The sequence below is a fragment of the Pseudomonas sp. GW101-3H06 genome, assembly GCF_059424605.1.
In genome coordinates this window covers 3,021,223-3,042,557 of the sequence record NZ_JBWKZO010000001.1, presented here as the reverse complement: position 1 = coordinate 3,042,557, position 21,335 = coordinate 3,021,223, and the positions used below count along the sequence as shown (strand labels likewise).

Below are 21,335 nucleotides of genomic sequence, written 5' to 3'. Positions count from 1 at the left end.
GGATCAACCTTCCGGACTGAGCATCAACACCGCCAACGGCGGCAGATTCAGCACCAGCGACAACGCCTGGCCATGGCTCGGCGCTTCCTCGGTCGACGCCCCGCCGCTATTGCCATAGTTGGAACCGGCATAGGTGGACGAATCGCTGTTGAGCAACTCGGTCCAGCGCCCGGCAAACGGCACGCCGACCCGATACGCCTCACGGGGCACCGGGGTGAAGTTGGCCACCACCAGCACCGGCCGACCTTCCTTGCTCCAGCGCAGCCAGGCATAGACGCTATTGATCGCATCGTCGCCAATCAGCCACTGGAAACCTTGCGGTACGTCATCCTGTTCGTGCAGCGCCGGCTCTTCCCGGTACAGGCGATTAAGGTCGCCGACCAGTTTCTGCACGCCCTTGTGCTCCGAGTACTGCAGCAGGTACCAGTCCAGTTGCTGGTCGTGGTTCCACTCGCGCCACTGGCCGAACTCGCACCCCATGAACAACAGTTTCTTGCCCGGATGTGCCCACATGAAGCTCAGGTAGGCCCGCAGGTTGGCGAACTTCTGCCAGCGGTCGCCGGGCATCTTGTCAATCAACGAATGCTTGCCGTGCACCACTTCATCGTGGGAGATCGGCAGGATGAAACGCTCGGACCAGGCGTACACCAGGCCGAAACTCAGTTCGTTGTGGTGATGGGCGCGGTACACCGGGTCCTGCTGGATGTAATGCAGCGAATCGTGCATCCAGCCCATGTTCCATTTGTAGGCGAAGCCCAGGCCACCCTGCTGCGTGCTCTGGCTGACGCCCGGCCACGCCGTGGACTCCTCGGCGATCACCAGCGCACCCGGCGCCTCCAGCGCCACCACGTCGTTCAGATGACGCAGGAAGTCGATGGCTTCGAGGTTTTCCCGACCGCCGTGGCGGTTCGGTACCCATTCGCCGGCCTTGCGCGAGTAATCGCGGTACAGCATCGACGCCACCGCATCCACCCGCAGGCCGTCGATGTGAAAATGCTTGAGCCAGTGCAGTGCCGAGGCCAGCATGTAGCCATGCACCTCGGTACGCCCCAAGTTATAGATCAGCGTGTCCCAGTCCTGATGAAAGCCTTCCTGCGGGTTGCCGTATTCGTACAGCGCGGTGCCGTCGAACTGGGCCAACCCGTGAATATCGGTCGGGAAATGTGCCGGCACCCAGTCGAGAATCACGCCGATGTCAGCCTGGTGGCAGGCATTGACGAAGGCCGCGAACTCATCGCCGCTGCCGTAGCGCGCACTGGTGGCGAATTGCGACAGCAGTTGATAACCCCACGACCCCCCGAACGGGTGCTCCATGATCGGCATCAGTTCGATGTGGGTGAAACCCAGTTCCTTCACATACGGGATCAACCGCTCGGCCAATTCAGGCCAGGTGTACTGGCGGGCCACCTCACCCAGATCGTCCAGCTCGCATTGCCAGGATCCGGCGTGCAGCTCGTATATCGACAGGGGCGCCGTCGGACGTTGCCGTTCACCACGAGACTGCATCCAGTCCTGATCCTGCCAGTCGATCTTCAGCGGTGAGGCGACTTTCGAGGCGGTGTCCGGCGGCAATGAAGTGGCCAGGGCCATCGGGTCGGCCTTGAGTGGCAGAATGCCGTGCGCACCGAGGATTTCGTACTTATAGGCCTCCCCGGCCTGCAGGCGAGGAATGAATATTTCCCAGACCCCGGTGGGATGGCGCAGGCGCATGGGATGCCGGCGACCGTCCCAGTTATTGAAGTCGCCAACCACCGACACCCTTCTAGCATTGGGCGCCCATACGGCGAAACGCACGCCGTCGACACCGTCGACCGTTTTCAACTGCGCGCCGAGGCAACTGCTCAGGTCCCGGTGATTGCCTTCGGCAAACAGATACAAGTCCATCTCGCCGAGCAACGGGCCAAAACTGTAGGGATCTTCGGACAACTGCTCGCCACCGGCCCAACGGGTGCGCAGTTGGTAGGACTGCGCCCGGTCGAAGTGACCGACGAACAGTCCAGGTGTCTGGGTGACTTCAAGGTTGCCGAGTTCTTCCCCGGAGTCCCTCGCCACCACCTGGACGCTCAAGGCGTCCGGCAGGTAAGCCCGAATGTACTGTCCGCCGGCCCCATCTGCATGAGGGCCGAGAATTGCAAAGGGGTCGTGATGCTCGGCGCGCACCAGGGCATCAATATCCCGCGCCCTGGGCAACAGTGCTTCTTTGTGATGATGACCCTGTTCCTTGTTCGAGAAACTCATGACTACTCTCCACCAAGATCGGAAAAGGGTTTGAGCCCACTCAATAACCCGTACAGACCGTGCAACGGCACGGTGAGCCAGGTGGGGCGATTCTCTGCCTCATAGGCCACTTCATACGCTGCCTTCTCCAGGCCGAACAACGCCAGCGCGGCGTCCTCGCCCTCAGGATCTTGCCATGCATGGCCAAGCGTAGCTGCCGATTGCCGATAAGCGACCACAAATGCATGTTTTGCTTCATTTAAATATCGATCGGCAACGCGTTGGCGAGCGGCTTGTGCGCCTTCGGTGTTGTCGACGTTGTGCACGTTGATCGCCATTGCCGCCGCATAGTCGAACGAACGCAGCACACCACTGACATCCTTGTACGGGCTGTGTTTGCCCCGACGTTCATGCAAGGGGCGCGCCGGCTCGCCTTCGAAATCGATCAGGTAGGCATCGCCCTTGATGACCAGCACCTGGCCCAAATGCAAATCGCCGTGCACGCGAATGCGCAAGCCCCCGGCAGTCTGTTTCGCCAACGCCTGCACATGACTGAGGATGGCTTTTTTGTTGTCCAGTATCTTGCTGACCAGGGCTTTGTCCGCCGGGTTCAGTTCGTTTTGATGCTGTTTAAGCAGCTTCAACGCGTGTTCGATTTGCGCCACTACATACTTGGCGGTCGCCAGCGCGTCCTTTTGCGTGGTGATTTGCGGGTCGAAGTCCGGGTTGTCGCTGGGTGCCGCCAGCACTTGGTGCATTTCCCCCAGGCGCTGGCCGAGCATGCCGGCGAAATCTTTCAGCTCGCCAAGCGCGTTGTAGTGCTGCTCCTGCTCGGACATGGCATCTGCCAACTCGTCACGCAAGGCCCGTTCGAGGTTATTCTGCGTCCACTCCCAGGCATCGCCCTGATTGCTCAGGTAGCCCTGGGCGATCATCAGCAGATTGTCTTCGCCAGCCCCATCGCGACGTACCACTGAGCCCAGCAGCGGCGAAATATTGCGGAAACCGGCATGAGTCAGGTAAGCGCTCATTTCCAGTTCCGGGTGCACGCCCGACGCAACTTTGCGGATCAGTTTCAGCACCAGGCTGTTGCCGACCACCACCGAGCTGTTGGATTGCTCGGCCGACAGATAACGCACCTCCGACTCCGCCGTCAGGCCCAGTCTGGCCAGCTCGGGGGTGGGTTCGAACCGGATCTCGCCGCCATCGGAAGGCAACACCGTATTGTTGTGCATGCCCTGCAGCACCGCGCGGATAAAGTTTTCCAGGCTGAACGCATCGGTGATCAACCCCACCTGAGGTCCGCGGCGTACCCTTGAAAGAGCAAGCTGCTGCGGCAACGCGGTACCGACCTGATCTTCGGCAATGAAACCGAACGGTAGTTGATAGCGGCTGGTCTGACCGGCGCTGGTCACTTCGATCTCACTCAACAACACTGGGTGTTGCGCATCACCGAAACGCACACCGTAGGCCAGGTTGACTTGCTCGATGGCGGCGTCCTTGCCGGCGAACCAGCGACGGTTTTGCAACCAGTTCGGCAGGATGCCCTGCTCCAGGGTGTGACGTGACGGTGCCTCAAGCAATTCCTCCATGCGTTTTTTCAGCACCAGCGTGGTGAAATCCGGCAGGCTTTGCGCCGGCTCCACGTGCCAGCTTGGCATCTGATTCTCGGCGGCGAGGCCAAACCAATAGAAACCGTAGGGCGCCAGGGTCAGGAGGAAATTCAACTGGCCGATGGGCGGGAATGCGTTACCGCCAAGCATCTCCACCGGCACCATGCCGACGTACGCCGCCAGGTCCAGCTCCACGGCTTGCGCACTGCGCGAAACGTTGGCCACGCACAGAATGATTTCGTGTTTGCCATCGGCTGCAGTGTACTCGCGGGTATACGCCAATACCCGGCGATTGGTCGGCGACAGCATTTTCAAGGTGCCACGACCGAAGGCCTTGGATTGCTTGCGCACCGCGAGCATGCGCCGGGTCCAGTTGAGCAATGAATGCGGGTCGCCGGCCTGGGTCTCGACGTTAACCGACAGGTAACCGTATTGCGGGTCCATGATCGGCGGCAGCACCAGGCTGGCCGGATCGGCACGCGAAAAACCTCCGTTACGGTCGATGGACCATTGCATCGGCGTCCGCACGCCATCGCGGTCACCGAGATAAATGTTGTCCCCCATGCCGATCTCATCACCGTAGTACAGGGTCGGCGTGCCGGGCATCGACAGCAGCAAACTGTTGAGTAATTCAACACGGCGGCGGTCGCGCTCCATCAACGGCGCCAGGCGCCGGCGAATACCGAGGTTGATCCGCGCCCGACGGTCGGCCGCGTAGTAATTCCACAGGTAGTCACGTTCTTTGTCAGTGACCATTTCCAGGGTCAGTTCATCGTGGTTGCGCAGGAAGATCGCCCACTGGCAATTGGCCGGGATCTCCGGGGTCTGGCGCAGGATGTCGGTGATCGGGAAGCGGTCTTCCTGGGCCAGCGCCATGTACATGCGCGGCATCAGCGGGAAGTGAAAAGCCATGTGGCATTCATCGCCGTTGAGGCCTTTTTTGTCGGTGTCACCGAAATACAGCTGCGTGTCTTCCGGCCATTGATTAGCCTCGGCCAGCAGCATGCGGTCAGGATAGTTCGCGTCGATTTCGGCGCGGATCTGCTTGAGGACGTCGTGGGTCTCCGGCAGGTTTTCGTTATTGGTGCCGTCGCGCTCGATCAGGTACGGAATCGCGTCCAGGCGCAAACCGTCGATGCCCATGTCGAGCCAGTAGCGCATCACCGACAGCACGGCTTTCATGACCTGCGGGTTATCGAAATTCAGATCCGGCTGGTGCGAATAAAAGCGGTGCCAGAAGTACTGGCCGGCCACCGGGTCCCAGGTCCAGTTGGACTTTTCGGTGTCGAGAAAAATGATACGGGTGCCGTCGTACTTTTGATCGTCATCGGACCACACATAGAAATCCCGCGCCGCCGACCCTTTCTTGGCCTTGCGCGCGCGCTGGAACCAGGCGTGCTGATCGGAAGTATGGTTGATGACCAGCTCGGTAATCACCCGCAAACCACGCTTGTGCGCTTCGGCGATAAAGCGCCTGGCATCGGCCATGGTGCCGTAGTCGCTGTGCACGCCACGGTATTCGGCAATGTCGTAGCCGTCGTCGCGACGTGGCGAGGGGTAGAACGGCAAGAGCCAGATGGTATTGACGCCCAGATCGGCGATGTAATCGAGTTTGGCAATAAGGCCGGGAAAGTCGCCGATACCGTCGTTATTGGAGTCGAAATAGGATTTGACGTGAACTTGATAGATGACCGCGTCCTTGTACCAGAGCGGATCCTTGATGAAGGTGGCTGCCTTGGGTTTCTTCGCCATTTGAAACTCCTGTTTGATTCAAACCACAGAGCCAGTAGCTTGGAATGAAGGCCGCTGTGGCGAGGGGATTTATCCCCGTTCGGCTGCGAAGCAGTCGTAAATCCAGACAATTCGTTATCACTGAAAGAAAGAGCGGGGCCGCTTCGCAGCCCAACGGGGATAAATCCCCTTGCCACAAAAAGCTCCCGATCAGCTCCGGGGGTACCTATGAGGCGCTAATCCGCCAAATCCCGAACGGCTGATAAGCCGGGTCAATCCGCATGAACTGGTACTTGCCGTGCCAGGTCCAGCGATGGCCGTTCATCAAGTCTTCGCCTTGGGTGCTGGCATCATCGGGCAGGCCCATTTCCCACAGCGGCAATTCGAAATTCGCCTCCTGAACGTTATGCGGGTCGAGGCTGACCGCCACCAGGATAAAGTTGCTGCCATCGGCGGTGCGCTTGCCGAAGTACAGAATATTGTCATTCCAGGCGTTGTAGATTTTCAGGCCCAGGTGCGTGTGCAGCGCGGGGTTCTGCCGGCGGATGCGGTTGAGCTGGGCGATCTCGGCAATGATGTTGCCCGGCGCGGTGAAGTCCCGTGGGCGGATCTCGTACTTCTCCGAGTTAAGGTATTCCTCCTTGCCCGGCACCGGCGCCGACTCACACAGTTCAAAGCCGGAATACATACCCCACAAACCCGAGCCCATGGTCGCCAGCGCCGCGCGAATCAGAAAACCCGGGCGACCGGACTCGTGCAGAAAGGCCGGGTTGATGTCTGGCGTATTGACGAAGAAGTTAGGCCGGTAGCATTCGCGCCACGGCGACTCGTTGAGTTCGGTGAAATAGGTCGCCAACTCCTGCTTGGTGTTGCGCCAGGTGAAATAGGTGTAGCTCTGGGAGTAACCAACCTTGCCCAGGCGCGCCATCATCGCCGGTGTGGTGAAGGCTTCGGCGAGGAAGATGACGTCGGGATACAGCGCCCGCACGTCGGCGATCAGCCATTGCCAGAACGGCAGCGGCTTGGTGTGCGGATTGTCGACGCGAAACAGCTTCACGCCCTCAAGGACCCAACCAACGACGATATCGCGCAACTCGACCCACAGGCTCGGGATCGCCTCGACGGCATAGAAGTCGACGTTGACGATGTCCTGGTATTTCTTCGGCGGGTTCTCCGCATATTTGATCGTGCCGTCCGGACGCCAGTTGAACCAGCCAGGATGCTGCTGCAACCAGGGGTGGTCCTGGGAACACTGGATGGCGAAATCGAGAGCGATTTCCAGACCATGGTCGGCGGCGGCCGCCACCAGGCGACGGAAGTCTTCGCGAGTGCCCAGTTCCGAATGAATCGCCTCGTGCCCGCCCTCCTCGCTGCCGATTGCATAAGGGCTGCCCGGATCATCCGGGCCTGCAGTCAGGGAGTTGTTCGGGCCCTTGCGATAGCGCCGGCCAATCGGGTGGATCGGCGGAAAGTACAGGACGTCGAAACCCATGTCCTGAATCATCGGCAACCGCGAATGCACATCGTTGAACGTGCCGTGCCGCGCCGGATCGTCGGTGATCGAACGCGGAAACAACTCATACCAACTGGCGAACTGCGCCAGTGTACGCTCGACATCCACCGGGAATTCGGGGCTCAGACTCAGATAAGCGCGCAGATCGGCCTGGGCCATCAGCTCGGCGCTACGTTGGTGCAAAAACAGGGCAACCTGCTCGGTTTCCAAGAGCCCGGACAGTTCATGGTGCAACGCGGCCAGTTGTTCGCTCAGCGGTCCCTCCGCCCGATCGGCGGCTTGTTGAACCTGAAGGCGGCCTTCCTGCAGTTCCAGGCTGACGGGTACGGCGGCCAGGTGTTTTTTTTCCAGTTCATAGCGGAAGCTGGCGAACTGATCGATCCACGCTTCGACACAGAACACATAGCGGCCTTGCTCCTCCACGCGGAACGCGCCTTGCCAGCCGTTATTGCCCAGATCGGCCATGACTTCGCTGTGCCAGACCTCCTCGCCATCGGCACGCCAGCGCACGCGCACGGCGAGTTTGTCGTGACCGTCGGCAAACACCTTGCTGGTCACTACTACGTCCTGGCCCACAACAGCCTTGACGGCAAACTGCCCGCCTTCGAGGGTCGGCATGGTGTTTTCGATCACGATTCTCGGCAGCAGCAACGCCTGAGACAGCGGGATGTGCGGGTTGTAACTCAACTCAGTCGGTTTTTCAGCAGTCATCGAGCATCTCTCCTTTACGCCCCAAGGACGCTCTTGTGTCTGATTGTCATCCACATCGGTAGATCCCTCGCCGAATGAACTTACTTAGGTTCCGAGCGACTGGCGCCTGCAAAAGTTCATCGGCAATTGACTGGAATCAAATCCCTCGCACCGCGGTCAACCAACTTAAGCACGACTCACGCCATGTGCCACTGGAGGCTTGAACGATGACCAATCCATTCCCGGCCGAAACACCCGACCCGAACATCGACAACCCGGTGATTCCGCCGACAGACCCGCAGCCGGAACCCGAACAGGAACCGCCCGGCACCAACCCGCCGCGGGAAGAACCACCGACGACCATGCCGCCGGTGATTGTCAATCCCTGAATGTCCACACATCCCCTGTGGGAGCGTGATGCCTACGAGGAATCGCGGTCCTTTTCGAACCTGTTCACAATCAGCGGCATGACGCCGAGGATCAGTAACGCCAAAAACGTACTGAGCACCGCCGTCGCCTCCCTGCCCAATCCTGCCGAAACGCCGATGGCGGCGGTCATCCACAATCCGGCGGCGGTGGTCAGGCCTTTGACGTGGCCTTCATTACCGTCCTGGTTCTTCAGTATGGTCCCCGCACCGAGAAAACCGATCCCGGCAATCACCCCCTGCACCACCCGGCTCATGGCATCCGCCTGGGAGCCGGACATCTGCGGGACCAGCACGAACAGCGCCGCGCCGAGCGCCACCAACATGTGGGTGCGCACGCCCGCCGCCTTGCCCTTGTGCTCGCGTTCAAAACCAAGAATCCCGCCCAGTACCGCGGCCATCAGCAGGCGCACGGTTATACGGGTCAATTGCGAGGCATCGCCGATGTCGGCGAATTCCGCTTGCAGGGTCACCCAGACTTCATGCCACCAGGCGTTCATGGCGCTGTCCTTGTGAAGGGCTATGGAAGATGGACCGCACCCACCATTAATCGGTTGCACAGAACGATAGTCGGTGCCGATGCCCTAACGTGTAACCCGTCGCAAAAAAGGATCACGTCATGTCCGTACGCATCCAGAACCAGACCTGTTTCTTTACCACTGCAAATGGCGAGGAAATTCGCCTGTGCCCCGATGTGACCATCATCACTGACAGTGAAAAAGCCATGTCAGCGGTAGACCTCAACGGCCAGCGCATCTACATAACCGAAGCAGAAGCCGACGCATTGACCGTAGCAGGCGCAGTCGACGGTCGCCGGCATTTAAAGGCGACGGACAGTGATTCGGTGATTTGACTGACTCGCATCAACACCCCCCCGCAAGCGCCTGATACAGGCGTTTGCGTCCCGCCGCGACGGGTGCTTCAACTTGTCGCATGTCAGCCTTCAGAAGCCATCTGATCCGGTTTTTATTGCAATACCTGAGTCTGTTATGCAAACAGATCGCCGCTCATAGTACTCAAGCCTGATGGAGGCTGATGAGCGAAAGACCATGAGCGAGCTAATCCCCGTCCGAACCGTAGAAAGCGCACCGCCAGTCAAGATCCACGAACCTTCACGCCCGAAGATGAAGGTCAAGACCAGTGATAACCTGATCCACACCCGCAGCTTCACTGGCCTGTTCCGTAACCTGCGCATCACCGGCGCGGGCTTCCTGTTCCTGCTGTTCTTCGGCACGGTGTGGTTGAACTGGGGCGGCCGCCAGGCAGTGCTCTGGGACCTTTCCGAAAGCAAATTCCACATCTTTGGCGCGACGTTCTGGCCGCAGGATTTCATCCTGCTGTCGGCGCTGCTGATCATCGCCGCGTTCGGTCTGTTTGCGATCACGGTATTCGCCGGACGGGTCTGGTGCGGCTACACCTGCCCACAGAGCTCCTGGACCTGGATCTTCATGTGGTGCGAAAAAATCACCGAAGGTGAACGCAACCAGCGCATCAAGTTGCAAGCCGCGCCCTGGGGTCTGAACAAGTTGATGCGCCGCTCGGCCAAACACACCTTGTGGCTGTCGATCAGCCTGCTGACCGGCCTGACCTTCGTCGGTTACTTCACGCCGATCCGTCCGCTGGCCGAAGAGCTGCTGACCTTGCAGATGGGTGGCGTCAGCCTGTTCTGGGTGCTGTTCTTCACCGGTGCCACTTACATCAATGCCGGTTGGCTGCGTGAAGCGGTGTGCATGCACATGTGCCCCTATGCGCGGTTCCAGAGCGTGATGTTCGACAAAGACACCCTGACCATTTCTTACGACGTCGCCCGCGGCGAAAACCGTGGCCCGCGCAAACGCGAGGTCAAGCCGGCGGAAGTCGGCCTGGGCGATTGCATTGATTGCCAGGTCTGCGTCCAGGTCTGCCCCACCGGCATCGACATCCGCGACGGCTTGCAGATGGAATGCATCGGTTGCGCAGCGTGCATCGACGCCTGCGATTCGATCATGGACAAGATGGGCTACGAACGCGGGTTGATCAGCTACACCTCGGAGCATCAGTTGCAGGGCGGCAAGACTCACCTGCTGCGGCCACGCTTGATCGGCTACACCGCCGTGCTGCTGGTGATGATCGCCGCGCTGGTGGTCGCGCTGATGGAGCGGCCGATGGTGTCGCTGGACGTGAGCAAGGACCGGGGCCTGTTCCGCGAGAACAGTCAGGGGCAGATCGAAAACATCTACAGCCTGAAGGTCATCAACAAGACCCAGCTGCGCCAGGATTACCACCTGACCCTGGTCGACGGCGACGGCTTCCAGTTGCAAGGCAAGACCGAACTGAGCCTGGCGCCCGGCGAGATCGTCGATGTGCCGGTATCAGTGGCGATGACCACGCAACGGCCAAGCAGCAGCTCGCAGAGCATCAGCTTCAAGATCGTCGACAGCGATGAGCCGGGCATCTACAGCGTGGCCAAGAGCCGGTTTGTTGCGCCGCTGAACCGTTAAGGCTTTAGACTGCGGTGCGCCATTCGCGAGCAGGCTCGCTCCCACAGGGTTGTGGGAGCGAGCCTGCTCGCGAATGAAGGTGACACGGTCTTTCAGAATGAAACCAATCCGGACCAAAGATGAAACGCTACGAAAAATTCGCCGACGACATCGCTGAACTGATCCGCTCTGGGGTCCTCGGCCCCGGCCAGCGCGTGCCGTCGGTGCGCTACGCCAGCCAGACCTACGGCGTCAGCCCGTCCACAGTGTTCCAGGCCTATTACCTGCTCGAACGTCGTGGCCTGATCCGGGCCCGGCCGCGTTCAGGCTACTTCGTCAACGCCCATGCACCGCGGCCGTTTTCCGAGCCGGTGATCAGCAGCCAGGTGAATGAATCAACCGAAGTCGACGTCAGCGAATTGGTGTTCTCGGTCCTCGACTCGATCAAGGATCCGAACACCGTGCCCTTCGGCTCGGCATTCCCCAGCCCGACCCTGTTTCCCTTGCAACGGCTGTCACGTTCGCTGGCCAGCGCCAGCCGCGAGATGGACCCGCGCATGGTGGTCACCGACATGTCGCCAGGTAACCCGCAACTGCGGCGGCAAATTGCCCTGCGCTACATGGTCGGCGGGCTGATGCTGCCGATGGAAGAACTGCTGATCACCAACGGCGCCCTGGAGGCGCTGAACCTGTGTCTGCAAGCCGTGACCCAACCTGGCGACCTGGTGGCCATCGAGGCCCCGGCGTTCTATGCCTGCCTGCAGATTCTGGAGCGGCTTAAACTCAAGGCCGTGGAAATCCCGGTGCACCCGCGCGACGGCATCGACCTCGGCGTCCTGGCACAAACCCTGGAACGCCACCCGATCAAGGCTTGCTGGTGCATGACCAGCTTCCAGAACCCCATGGGCGCGACCATGCCCGAGGCCAAGAAGCAGGAGCTTGTTGAGTTGTTGCGCAACCATCAAGTGCCGCTGATCGAAGACGATGTCTACGCCGAGTTGTATTACGGGCAACAAGCGCCGAAACCGGCCAAAGCGTTCGATACCGAAGGGCTGGTGATGCACTGCGGCTCCTTCGCCAAGAGCCTGGCCCCGGGATACCGGGTTGGCTGGGTCGCCGCCGGGCGCTATGCGCAGAAAATCGAACGCCTGAAACTCATGACTTCGCTCTGTGCCTCGATGCCGGCCCAGGCCGCCATTGCCGATTACCTGCAACACGGCGGCTATGACCGGCACCTGCGCAAACTGCGTTACGCCCTGGAGGAACAGCAAAGCGCCATGCTGTCGGCCATTGCCCGCTATTTCCCGGCCGATACCCGCGTCAGCCAACCGGCCGGCGGCTATTTCCTGTGGCTGGAACTGCCGGCGCAGATGGATTCGTTGAAGTTGTTCCAGATGGCACTGGCGCAAGGGATCAGCATCGCGCCGGGGCCGATTTTTTCGCCGACCCAACGGTTCAGGAATTGTATTCGGTTGAATTACGGCAGCCCGTGGACGGAAGACGCGGAAAAGGCGATGGAGACGTTGGGGCGGATTGTGCGGTCGTTCTGATGATTTGATGTTGCATGGACTGCCGCCTTCGCGAGCAGGCTCGCTCTCACAGTTGATCGCGTACCCCTGTGGGAGCGAGCCTGCTCGCGAAGGCGGTGGTTCAGATTAAGTCAATCCAATGCCTAGCCCACCACCCAGATCAACAAAAGTCCCGGTCGCATAAGACGCCTTGTCCGACAGCAACCACACAATCGCCTCGGCCACTTCATCCGGTCGGCTGCAACGATGCCGGTGCAAGACTGCTCAATGCCAACAAATATTTGACCAGCGGTCAAACATATGCAGCCAACCTGTTATTTCTGACAGTAGACAACAATTCCATCCAGGGAGCTTACTTTGTCAGCAGATCACTCTCCGCACAGTCAACAACTTAACATCAACTTCGCAAGCCATCGGAGAACTCCTCATGACCAGCAATACAGATAAACATAATCACCCCAAAACAGGAGCCAACCTGCTATCGCCGCCAATCATACTAGACACTTACCAAACCAACATCATGTATCCGAACGCCGTACCTGAAACAGGCGCAATTGTTCGAATAAGCACAAACAACATGGTAATCACAAAAGGCGACGACTTCACAGTACTTTTCGAAGGAAAGACAACATACACCGACACGTCAACAGTAAGCGACACCCGCTCAGCCATTGACTTCACTTTGCCGAAGAGCTTAATTTTAGAAAACATCACAGACGGCGGCATTACAAAGTGCACTGTTTTATATCGAATAAAACCGCTTACAGGACCTGATAGAGACTCCGACACCACACCTTTTTCAATATTCCGAGACCTCCCCTCCCTGCCCCCACCTGTCATACCGTCTATTGCGGACTATAAACTTAACCCTCACACCATACCGGAACCAGGATTGGAAGTTAGATTCCCTTCAACGAATTACATACGCCATGCCCGCTGGAGAAGTTATGCAAGAAATGGCGAACTTATGAACGAAGAAATATTCGCGATATACAATCAGTCAGCAGTAATCACAACAAACACCTTGAAGAAAACCGTGCCTGGCGGAAACGTACGCGTAGACTACTACGGCAAAAACAGCGACGGGGAACTTGTACCATCACTGCCAATCGTTCTCAAAGTTATAAAAACCTGACCCAATCAACTCCCACATCTGCGCGAGCAAGGAAGTTAAAGCATACTATTGATACCTTCCTTGCCCGCACATATCATTTTCGAAAACAGAATCGCCATTAAACTGAAACAACCCAGAAAACAAAGACCATACCTCCAGCTTTAACGCCCACCACCCAGATCAACAAAAGTCCCGGTCGCATAAGACGCCTTGTCCGACAGCAACCACACAATCGCCTCGGCCACTTCATCCGGCCGCCCGCCCCGGGCCATCGGGATGGCCGATTCGAGTTTGCTGACTCGATCCGGATCGCCGCTCAGCGCATGGAAATCAGTGTAGATGTAACCCGGTCGCACCGCGTTGACGCGAATCCCCTCGCCCGCCACCTCCTTGGACAGGCCGATGGTGAAGGTGTCGAGCGCGCCTTTGGAGGCGGCATAATCGACGTACTCGTTAGGGGAGCCCAGCCGTGCGGCGACCGAGGACACGTTGACGATGCTGCCGCCCTGCCCTCCGTGCTTGGGCGACATACGCAGGATCGCGTGCTTGGCGCACAGCACCGGCGCCAGCACATTGGTCTTGAGGATTTTCAGAATGCGGAATTCGGACATTTCGTCGACCCGGGACTTGTGCCCCACGGTGCCGGCATTGTTAACCAGTGCCGTGACCCGCCCCAGTTCGTTGTCCACGCGATGAAACAGCGCGATCACTTCATCTTCGATGCTGACATCGGCGCGCACGGCAATGGCTTGCGCACCCATGGCCCGGACTTGCTCCAGCACGCCTTGCGCCGCCTCTTCGTCAGACTGGTAGTTGATGCAGATCCGATAGCCTTGTTCGGCGGCCAACAGGGCTGTGGCGGCGCCAATGCCGCGACTGCCGCCGGTGATGACGATGACTTTTTCCATACAAGCTTCCCCGTTTCAAGCGTATGCGGTCGGGGGGAAGAATAACCGGCCTTTTCGGTTTTTGCATGATGCGGTTATCAGACCCTGTAGGGAGGGGGACTTATCTGTGGCGAGGGGATTTATCCCCTCGCCACAAATCAGGCCAGCGCCAACTGCTCCGAACGGTGAATCTCCTTCATGAACCGTTCTGCCGGCAGGGGATGCCCGAGCAAATAGCCCTGCAACGAATCGCAACCGAGCTGAGTCAGGAAGTCCTGCTGCACACCGGTCTCCACGCCTTCAGCGACGATACGCAAGCCCAGCGCCTGACCGAGGGCGACGATGGCGGAAACGATCGCGGCATCGTCACTGTCACGCTCCAGGTCACGCACGAATCCGCGGTCGATCTTCAGCTCATTGGCCGGCAGGCGCTTGAGGTACATCAGGCTCGAATAACCGGTACCGAAATCATCGATGGACAGATCGACACCCATTTCCGACAGTTCCTGCAGCACGGTCATGCTCGCATCAGCATCACTCATGGCAGTCGTTTCAGTGATTTCCAGGGTCAGGCTGTTGGCCGGCAAGTGGTGCGTAGCCAGAGCCCTGGCCACGCTCTGCACCAACCCGGCGTGGCAAAACTGCAAGGCCGAGAGGTTCACCGCAATGCGCCAGTCGGTGTAGCCGAGGACGTACCACTCGCGCATCTGCCGGCAGGCTTCGTTGAGCACCCAGTCGCCAATCGGGATGATCAACCCGGTCTTCTCCGCCAGCTCTATGAACTTGTCCGGCAGCAGCATGCCCTGGGTCGGGTGTTCCCAGCGCAGCAACGCTTCGGCGCCGACGGGCCGGCCGTTATTGGCGTCGAACTTGGGTTGGTAATACAGGCTGAACTGTTGTTGTTCGACAGCGTTGCGCAGGTCTTGCAGCAGTTGCAACTGCTTGCGCGCGTTGCCGTTCATCGAGGCGTCGAAGAAGCTGTAGCCGTTTTTGCCCGCGCCCTTGGCGTGGTACATCGCGGCGTCAGCATTCATCAGCAATTCGTGGGCGCTCTGACCGTTGCCCGGATAGAGCGCAATGCCGACGCTGGCGGAGATTTGCAGGTCGTGTTCGGCGACGCGGAACGAACGCGCGATCAACGCGACCTGACGCGCCGCCAGGTTCATCGCGTCATTCTGTTCGCTCAATTGCACCAGCAGCACGAACTCGTCGCCGCCGATGCGTGCCAGGGTTTCCTGACTGCGCAAATCCTCACGCAGTCGCAGACTGACTTCACGCAACAGCTGGTCGCCCATGTGATGGCCGAAGGCGTCGTTGACCGGTTTGAAGCCATCCAGATCGATGAACATCAACGCAAAACAGCCACCCTCAGCGTCCACACGGGACATCGCCTGATCGATGCGGTCAGCCAGCAACACGCGATTCGGCAGGCCGGTCAAGGTGTCGTGCAGGGCCAGTTGGGTCAATTCGCGGTTGGCTTCGGTCAGTGACAGGGCCAGGCTGGCGGTGCGGGCTTCCAGGCGCGCATCGAGGATCGAGGTCAGCAAGGCGATGCTCAGCACCGCCAGCGTGGTGATCAGCACCAGATTGTCCAGGCCATTGCCGTTCAGACCGTTGCTGGCTGCACCGCAGAAACTGCCGTCCGGAAAGCGTGCCGCCGCCATGCCGGTGTAGTGCATGCCGACGATGGCAATCCCCATGATCACCGCTGCGCCGCCGCGGATCAGGCGCACATGGGGCGTGTGCTGGCGCAGATGAAACGCGATCCATAACGCCGCCCCGGACGCGCCGACCGCAATCAGCAAGGAGGCGCTGAAGAGTGTCGGATCGTAATCGATCCCCGGCTGCATGCGCATGGCGGCCATGCCGGTGTAATGCATGGCGCTGATCCCCGCGCCCATGGCCAGTGCGCCGAACGCCAGTTGCGCGGCCGGCAATTGCGGCTGACTGACCAGCCACAGGGCAAAACCGCAGGACAGGATACCGATCAGCAGCGACAGCAGCGTAAGGGAGACGTCGTAACCCAGGTCGATTGGCAGTTTGAACGCGAGCATGCCGATAAAATGCATTGACCACACGCCGACGCCCATGGCGAAAGCGCCGCCCGCCGTCCATAAATGCACGGCACGCCCCTTGGCAGTGGCAATACGCCCGGTCAGGTCGAGTGCCGTGTATGAAGCCAGAATCGCGACACAGAGCGAGATGATAACCAGCGTGGGGGAATAATTACCGATGAGCATAAGACGTCTCGCCACCGCCCCCCGTACTGCTTCCCTTCTCGGTGGGGCAAATCGGGCGATTGTACTGATTCCGCCATTGAACGCACTGAAAAAGTAATCATTTAGCCATCAGGCCGATGAAACGCTTGTTTTAAGGTTTCACATTAACTCAAGTCCGGCCCATTTCGCGCGAACAACACCCATCCCCTCCTCACAGGAAAGCGGCTCACCTCAGATACGCGACTTACTGGTTGCTGTTCGCTTGAAGCTGCCCGTCCCATCCGCCACCCAACGCCGCAATCAACTGCACGCTGGCAATCAAGCGGCTCTGCAACAGGCTCAATGCCGTACGTTCATTGCTCAACGCCGTGGCCTGAACCACCACCACATCCAGGTAGGCAATCACGCCGGCCTTGTACTGATTCTGGGTCAGGCGCAAGGATTCGCGTGCCGCGTCCAGGGCTTGCTGGCGAACGACGGCTTCGTCCTCCAGGACCTTGAGCTGTATCAGGTAATCCTCCACTTCGCGCAAACCATCGAGCACGGTCTGGCGGTATTTGGCCACGGTTTCATCGTAAGCCGCTTCGCTGCGATCCACTTCCGCCGAACGCTGACCGCCGTCGAACAGGGTCATGGCCAGTTGCGGCCCCACCGACCAGAAGCGGTTGGGCACGCTGAACAAATCCTTCGAGGTACTGCTGCTGTAACCGCCGTTCAAACTCAAGGTCAGGTCCGGGTAGTAAGCCGCCTTGGCCACGCCGATGTTGGCGTTGGCAGCCATCACCGAGCGTTCGGCGGAGGCGATGTCCGGACGCCGTTCCAGCAGCTGCGAAGGCAGGCTCAGCGGCACCTCGGGCAACGCCGGAATGTCCTGGGTTTGAGCCAGCTTGAATTGCGCCGGCGGCAGGCCGATCAGCACGGCGATGGCGTTTTCGAACTGGGCGCGTTGCCAGATCAGATCGACCATGTCCGCCTCGGTGCTTTTGAGCTGGGTCTGCGCCTGAGCCACCGCGTCCTTGCCGGACACACCGGCACGGTACTGGTTCTCGGTCATTTTCAGCGAACGCCGGTAGGCCTCGACGGTCGCTTCCAGCAGGCGCTTCTGCTCATCGATAACCCGCAATTGCAGGTAGTTCTGTACCAGTTCCGACTGCTGGCTCAGGCGCATCGCCGCCAGATCGGCGTAGCTGGCCTCGGCGTTGGCCGTGTCGGCTTCGAGGCCACGGCGCAATTTACCCCAGACATCCGCTTCCCAGCTCACACCGGCCTGTGCGGTGTAGGTATCGCGAATACCGCTGGAGGTACTGGTCAGGCTCGAACTGCTGCTGCCGCTGCCCTGGCTGGAACGGTTTTTCCCGACGCTCAGGTCCACCGTCGGAAAAAACGCACCCCGCGCACTGCGCACCAAGGCCTGAGCCTGGCGGTACTGGGCTTCGGACTGGGCAACGGTCTGGTTGGCGTTGTTGAGCTTTTCGACCAGGCCATTGAGCTGTTGATCACCATACAACTCCCACCAGGCACCGCGGGCCAGGGCGTCACTCGGGCTGGCCTGACGCCAGCCGGCCGCTTCCTTGTACTCCATCGGCGCCGCCGCTTGCGGGCGCTGGTAATCCGGGCCGATGGCGCAGGCACTGAGCATCACCGCGCACAGCGACAGGCTCAACAACCGCGAGCCTCGGGCCTTGATCAACGATGTGGCCAGCGGTGTGGCCAGGTTGAATTGCGATGTGTCAGTCATAGCGGAGTTTCCAGAGCAGCATCGGTACGCACCCCACGCCAGTGGTTGAAGCGATGGCGCAGTTTGTCGAGATAGAGGTAAACCACCGGGGTGGTGTAAAGGGTCAGCACCTGGCTGAAGATCAGCCCGCCGATGATGGTCAGGCCCAGCGGCTGGCGCATTTCCGCCCCTTCGGCGCGACTCAGCAGCAACGGCAAGGCACCGAGAATCGCCGCCAGGGTGGTCATCAGGATCGGCCGCAGACGTTGCAGACAGGCATTGCGAATCGACTCAAGCGGCTCCATGCCTTGCTGGCGTTCGAGCTGCAAGGCCAGGTCGATCATCAGAATCGCGTTTTTCTTCACCACGCCGATCAGCAGGAACAGCCCCAGCAATGAGATCAGGCTGAACTCGCCGCCCAGGGCATAGATCGACAACAACGCGCCGACCCCCGCCGACGGCAAGGTCGAGAGAATCGTCAGCGGATGAATATAGCTTTCATACAACACGCCGAGCACCAGATACACCGCAACCAACGCGCCAAGGATCATCCACGGCTGGCTTTTCTGGGTCGCGGCAAAGGCATCGGCGGTGCCGGCCATCTTGGCGATGACGTCTTCCGGCAAGCCCACCGAGGCAATGGCCCGCTCGATGGCGGCACTGCCCTTCTCCACCGTCACCCCTTCGGCCATGTCAAAGGCAATGCTTTCCGAGGCGAACTGGCCTTCATGACTGACCCGGTCGTCTTCCAGGCTGTTTTCGTAATGGGCAATGGTCGACAGCGGAATCCGCGCACCGTCTGCGGTGATCACCTGGACCTGCTTGAGGGTGATCGGGTCCTGGGCGTATTTCGGATTGACCTCCATCACCACTTGATACTGGTTAAGGCTGTCGTAAATGGTGGAAATCTGCCGCTGGCTGTAGGCGTTGTTCAGCACCGCCGTGACCATGTCCATGTCCACGCCCAGGCGTTTGGCCTGGTCACGGTCGACGATCAGCGTGACCTGCTGCGCACCACGGCCTTCCCGGGCGTCAATCGCGGTCAGCTCCGGCAAGGCCTTGAGCGCCGTCACCACTTTCGGATACCACTCGCGCAACGCCCCCAGATCACCGCTTTGCAGGATGTAGGAATACTGCGACGAGGTCTGCTCGCGACCACCGCCGAATTGCAGATCCTGGTCGGCCATCAGCATCAGTTGCGCACCAGGCACCTTGGGCATTTCCTTGCGCAGACGCTCGATGACCTTTTGCGCGGAAATATTGCGTTCCTTGATCGGTTTCAGGCGTACCAGCATGAACGCGTTGTTGGTGCCGTTGGTGCCGCCGATGAAACCGGCAACGCTTTCCACTGCAGCGTCCTTCAACACCTCGCGGCGGAATATTTCCATTTTCGGCTGCATGACGCTGAACGACAGGCCGTCGTCACCGCGCACGAAACCGATCAGTTGGCCCGTGTCCTGTTGCGGTAAAAAGGTTTTTGGAACAACCACATACAGCGCGATGTTCACGCCAACCGTCACGAACAGGCTTAACAACGTCAATCGACGATGACGCAGCACCCAGTCGAGGCTGGTGGCGTATTTAGCGACCATCCATTCGTTGGCGCCCTGGCTCCAGCGTTGCAGGCGGTTTTCCTGGCCCGGGGTGTGCGGCTTGAGCCAGCGGGCGCAGAGCATCGGGGTCAATGTCAGCGAGACCACCAGCGAGACCACAATGGCGGCCGCCAGGGTAATGGAGAACTCGCGGAACAGGCTCTCGATGATCCCCCCCATGAACAGGATCGACAGGAACACCGCTACCAGGGACACGTTCATCGACAGCAAGGTGAAGCCGACTTCCTGGGCGCCGAGATAGGCAGCCTTCATCGGCTTGATGCCTGCGTCGATATGCCGGGAAATGTTCTCCAGCACCACGATGGCATCGTCCACCACCAGACCGGTGGCCAGAATCAGCGCCATCAGCGACAGGTTGTTCAGCGAAAAACCGTAGAGGTACATCACGGCAAAGGTGCCCACCAGCGACACCGGTACCGCCAGGCTCGGGATCAGCGAGGCGCGAAAGTTACCGAGAAACAGGAATACGACCAGGATCACCAGGGCCACGGCGATCAGCAGGGTCATTTCCGCTTCGTGCAGCGTGGCCTTGATCACTGGCGAGCGATCCATGGCCAGGTTCAGTTTGACGCTGGCCGGCAGCACCGCCTGCAACGCTGGCAACTGGGCCTTGATCTCATTGACCGTCTCGATGATGTTGGCGCCGGCCTGCCGGTTGATCACCAGCAGCACTGCAGCGTCGTCATTGAAGAAACCGCTGTTATAACGGTCTTCGACGCCGTTGCTGACCTTGGCCACATCCTTCAGGCGCAGGGCCGCGCCGTCCGCGTAGTGGATAATCAGCGACTCGTAGTCCTTGGCCTTTTCCAGTTGATCGTTGGCCTGCACCTGCCACAACCGCTGGCCGTCTTCCACCGAGCCCTTGGGGCGGCGTACGTTGGCATTGGCGATAGTGTTGCGCACATCGTCCAGCGCCACGCCGTACTGGTTCAGCGCCTGGGGTTCGAGTTCGATGCGCACCGCTGGCAAGGAACTGCCGCCGATCTGCACTTCCCCGACGCCCTGCACTTGCGACAGGCTCTGGGACAGGATGGTCGAGGCCAGGTCATACAGCTGGCCTTTTTCCAGTACGTCCGAGGTCAGCGACAGCACCATGATCGGCGCTTGGGACGGGTTGACCTTCTTGTAGGTCGGCATGCTGCGCATGCCGCTGGGCAGCAGGTTGCGCGAGGCGTTGATCGCCGCTTGCACTTCCCGCGCCGCACCGTTGATGTCGCGGTCCAGGTCGAATTGCAGGATCACCCGGGTCGAGCCCTGGCTGGAACGGCTGCTCATGGTGTTGACCCCGGCGATGGCGCCGAAGGATCGCTCCAGCGGCGTCGCCACCGTGGAGGCCATGACCTCGGGGCTCGCACCGGGCAGGCTGGCCTGGACCACGATCACCGGGAAGTCCATTTGCGGCAATGGCGACACCGGCAACAGGCCGAAGCTCACGCCACCCAACAGCATGATGGCCAGGCTCAGCAACATGGTCGCGACCGGACGCTTGATGAAGGGTCCCGACAGGTTCATCGACCGTCTCTCCCTGCATCAATCCCTGTGGGAGCGAGCCTGCTCGCTAAAGCGGTTTGTCGGTAAGCATCGATGTTGAATGTGCAGGCCTCTTCG

General features: G+C 59.9%; 13 protein-coding genes and 1 pseudogene. 5 read left to right on the top strand and 9 right to left on the bottom strand.

From position 1 onward, the window contains the following. Nucleotides 1-3 precede the first annotated feature (3 nt). The 3 genes from glgB to AC07ZE_RS13995 all read right to left on the bottom strand — a co-directional run bounded on the left by glgB (nucleotide 4) and on the right by AC07ZE_RS13995 (nucleotide 7,785). A complete protein-coding gene (gene glgB / locus AC07ZE_RS14005) occupies nucleotides 4-2,238 on the bottom strand; it encodes a 1,4-alpha-glucan branching protein GlgB (protein WP_207265320.1) in 2,235 nt (744 codons plus the stop codon). 2 nt (nucleotides 2,239-2,240) lie between these two features. Then, nucleotides 2,241-5,582, bottom strand: coding sequence for a maltose alpha-D-glucosyltransferase (treS, locus tag AC07ZE_RS14000; protein WP_207265319.1), 3,342 nt, complete (start codon nucleotides 5,580-5,582; stop codon nucleotides 2,241-2,243). 205 nt (nucleotides 5,583-5,787) lie between these two features. Then, nucleotides 5,788-7,785 carry an alpha-1,4-glucan--maltose-1-phosphate maltosyltransferase gene (locus tag AC07ZE_RS13995; protein WP_207265318.1) on the bottom strand — a complete coding sequence of 666 codons (1,998 nt, stop codon included), beginning with the start codon at nucleotides 7,783-7,785 and terminating at the stop codon, nucleotides 5,788-5,790. Nucleotides 7,786-7,991: 206 nt separating this feature from the next. On the opposite strand from AC07ZE_RS13995, the gene AC07ZE_RS13990 reads away from it, so the two are divergent. Then, nucleotides 7,992-8,153, top strand: coding sequence for a hypothetical protein (locus AC07ZE_RS13990; RefSeq protein ID WP_207265317.1), 162 nt, complete (start codon nucleotides 7,992-7,994; stop codon nucleotides 8,151-8,153). Nucleotides 8,154-8,185: 32 nt separating this feature from the next. Here the strand turns inward: AC07ZE_RS13990 and AC07ZE_RS13985 are convergent, their stop codons facing one another. Beyond that, the gene (locus AC07ZE_RS13985) at nucleotides 8,186-8,689 is read right to left on the bottom strand and encodes an MgtC/SapB family protein (protein WP_207265316.1); all 504 of its coding nucleotides are present in this window, start codon (nucleotides 8,687-8,689) and stop codon (nucleotides 8,186-8,188) included. A gap of 119 nt (nucleotides 8,690-8,808) precedes the next feature. Between AC07ZE_RS13985 and AC07ZE_RS13980 the strand changes: the two genes are divergently transcribed. The 3 genes from AC07ZE_RS13980 (at nucleotide 8,809) to mapR (ending at nucleotide 12,198) form a co-directional block, all read left to right on the top strand. Next, nucleotides 8,809-9,042: a DUF3203 family protein gene (locus tag AC07ZE_RS13980; protein ID WP_207265315.1), complete on the top strand. Its 234-nt coding sequence runs from the start codon at nucleotides 8,809-8,811 to the stop codon at nucleotides 9,040-9,042. A gap of 196 nt (nucleotides 9,043-9,238) precedes the next feature. After that, nucleotides 9,239-10,669: a cytochrome c oxidase accessory protein CcoG gene (ccoG, locus tag AC07ZE_RS13975; RefSeq protein ID WP_207265314.1), complete on the top strand. Its 1,431-nt coding sequence runs from the start codon at nucleotides 9,239-9,241 to the stop codon at nucleotides 10,667-10,669. 119 nt (nucleotides 10,670-10,788) lie between these two features. Next, nucleotides 10,789-12,198: a GntR family transcriptional regulator MpaR gene (gene mapR / locus AC07ZE_RS13970; RefSeq protein WP_207265313.1), complete on the top strand. Its 1,410-nt coding sequence runs from the start codon at nucleotides 10,789-10,791 to the stop codon at nucleotides 12,196-12,198. Nucleotides 12,199-12,303: 105 nt separating this feature from the next. On the opposite strand, the pseudogene AC07ZE_RS13965 reads toward mapR, so the two are convergent. Then, nucleotides 12,304-12,423 (bottom strand): annotated as a pseudogene (locus tag AC07ZE_RS13965) (hypothetical protein); the annotation flags it as partial. Nucleotides 12,424-12,604: 181 nt separating this feature from the next. Between AC07ZE_RS13965 and AC07ZE_RS13960 the strand changes: the two are divergent. Further along, on the top strand, nucleotides 12,605-13,312 hold the full coding sequence (locus AC07ZE_RS13960; protein ID WP_207265312.1) for a hypothetical protein: 708 nt from the start codon (nucleotides 12,605-12,607) through the stop codon (nucleotides 13,310-13,312). 140 nt (nucleotides 13,313-13,452) lie between these two features. Here AC07ZE_RS13960 and AC07ZE_RS13955 read toward each other — a convergent pair whose 3' ends face one another. The 4 genes from AC07ZE_RS13955 to AC07ZE_RS13940 form a co-directional block, all read right to left on the bottom strand. After that, nucleotides 13,453-14,199: an SDR family oxidoreductase gene (locus AC07ZE_RS13955; protein WP_207265311.1), complete on the bottom strand. Its 747-nt coding sequence runs from the start codon at nucleotides 14,197-14,199 to the stop codon at nucleotides 13,453-13,455. 137 nt (nucleotides 14,200-14,336) lie between these two features. Beyond that, nucleotides 14,337-16,418, bottom strand: coding sequence for a putative bifunctional diguanylate cyclase/phosphodiesterase (locus tag AC07ZE_RS13950; protein WP_207265310.1), 2,082 nt, complete (start codon nucleotides 16,416-16,418; stop codon nucleotides 14,337-14,339). A 223-nt stretch (nucleotides 16,419-16,641) separates the two neighbouring features. Next, the gene (locus AC07ZE_RS13945) at nucleotides 16,642-18,135 is read right to left on the bottom strand and encodes an efflux transporter outer membrane subunit (RefSeq protein WP_207265309.1); all 1,494 of its coding nucleotides are present in this window, start codon (nucleotides 18,133-18,135) and stop codon (nucleotides 16,642-16,644) included. Continuing rightward, nucleotides 18,132-21,239 carry an efflux RND transporter permease subunit gene (locus AC07ZE_RS13940; RefSeq protein WP_095194110.1) on the bottom strand — a complete coding sequence of 1,036 codons (3,108 nt, stop codon included), beginning with the start codon at nucleotides 21,237-21,239 and terminating at the stop codon, nucleotides 18,132-18,134. The genes AC07ZE_RS13945 and AC07ZE_RS13940 overlap by 4 nt, the downstream gene beginning before the upstream one ends. Nucleotides 21,240-21,335: the final 96 nt, after the last annotated feature.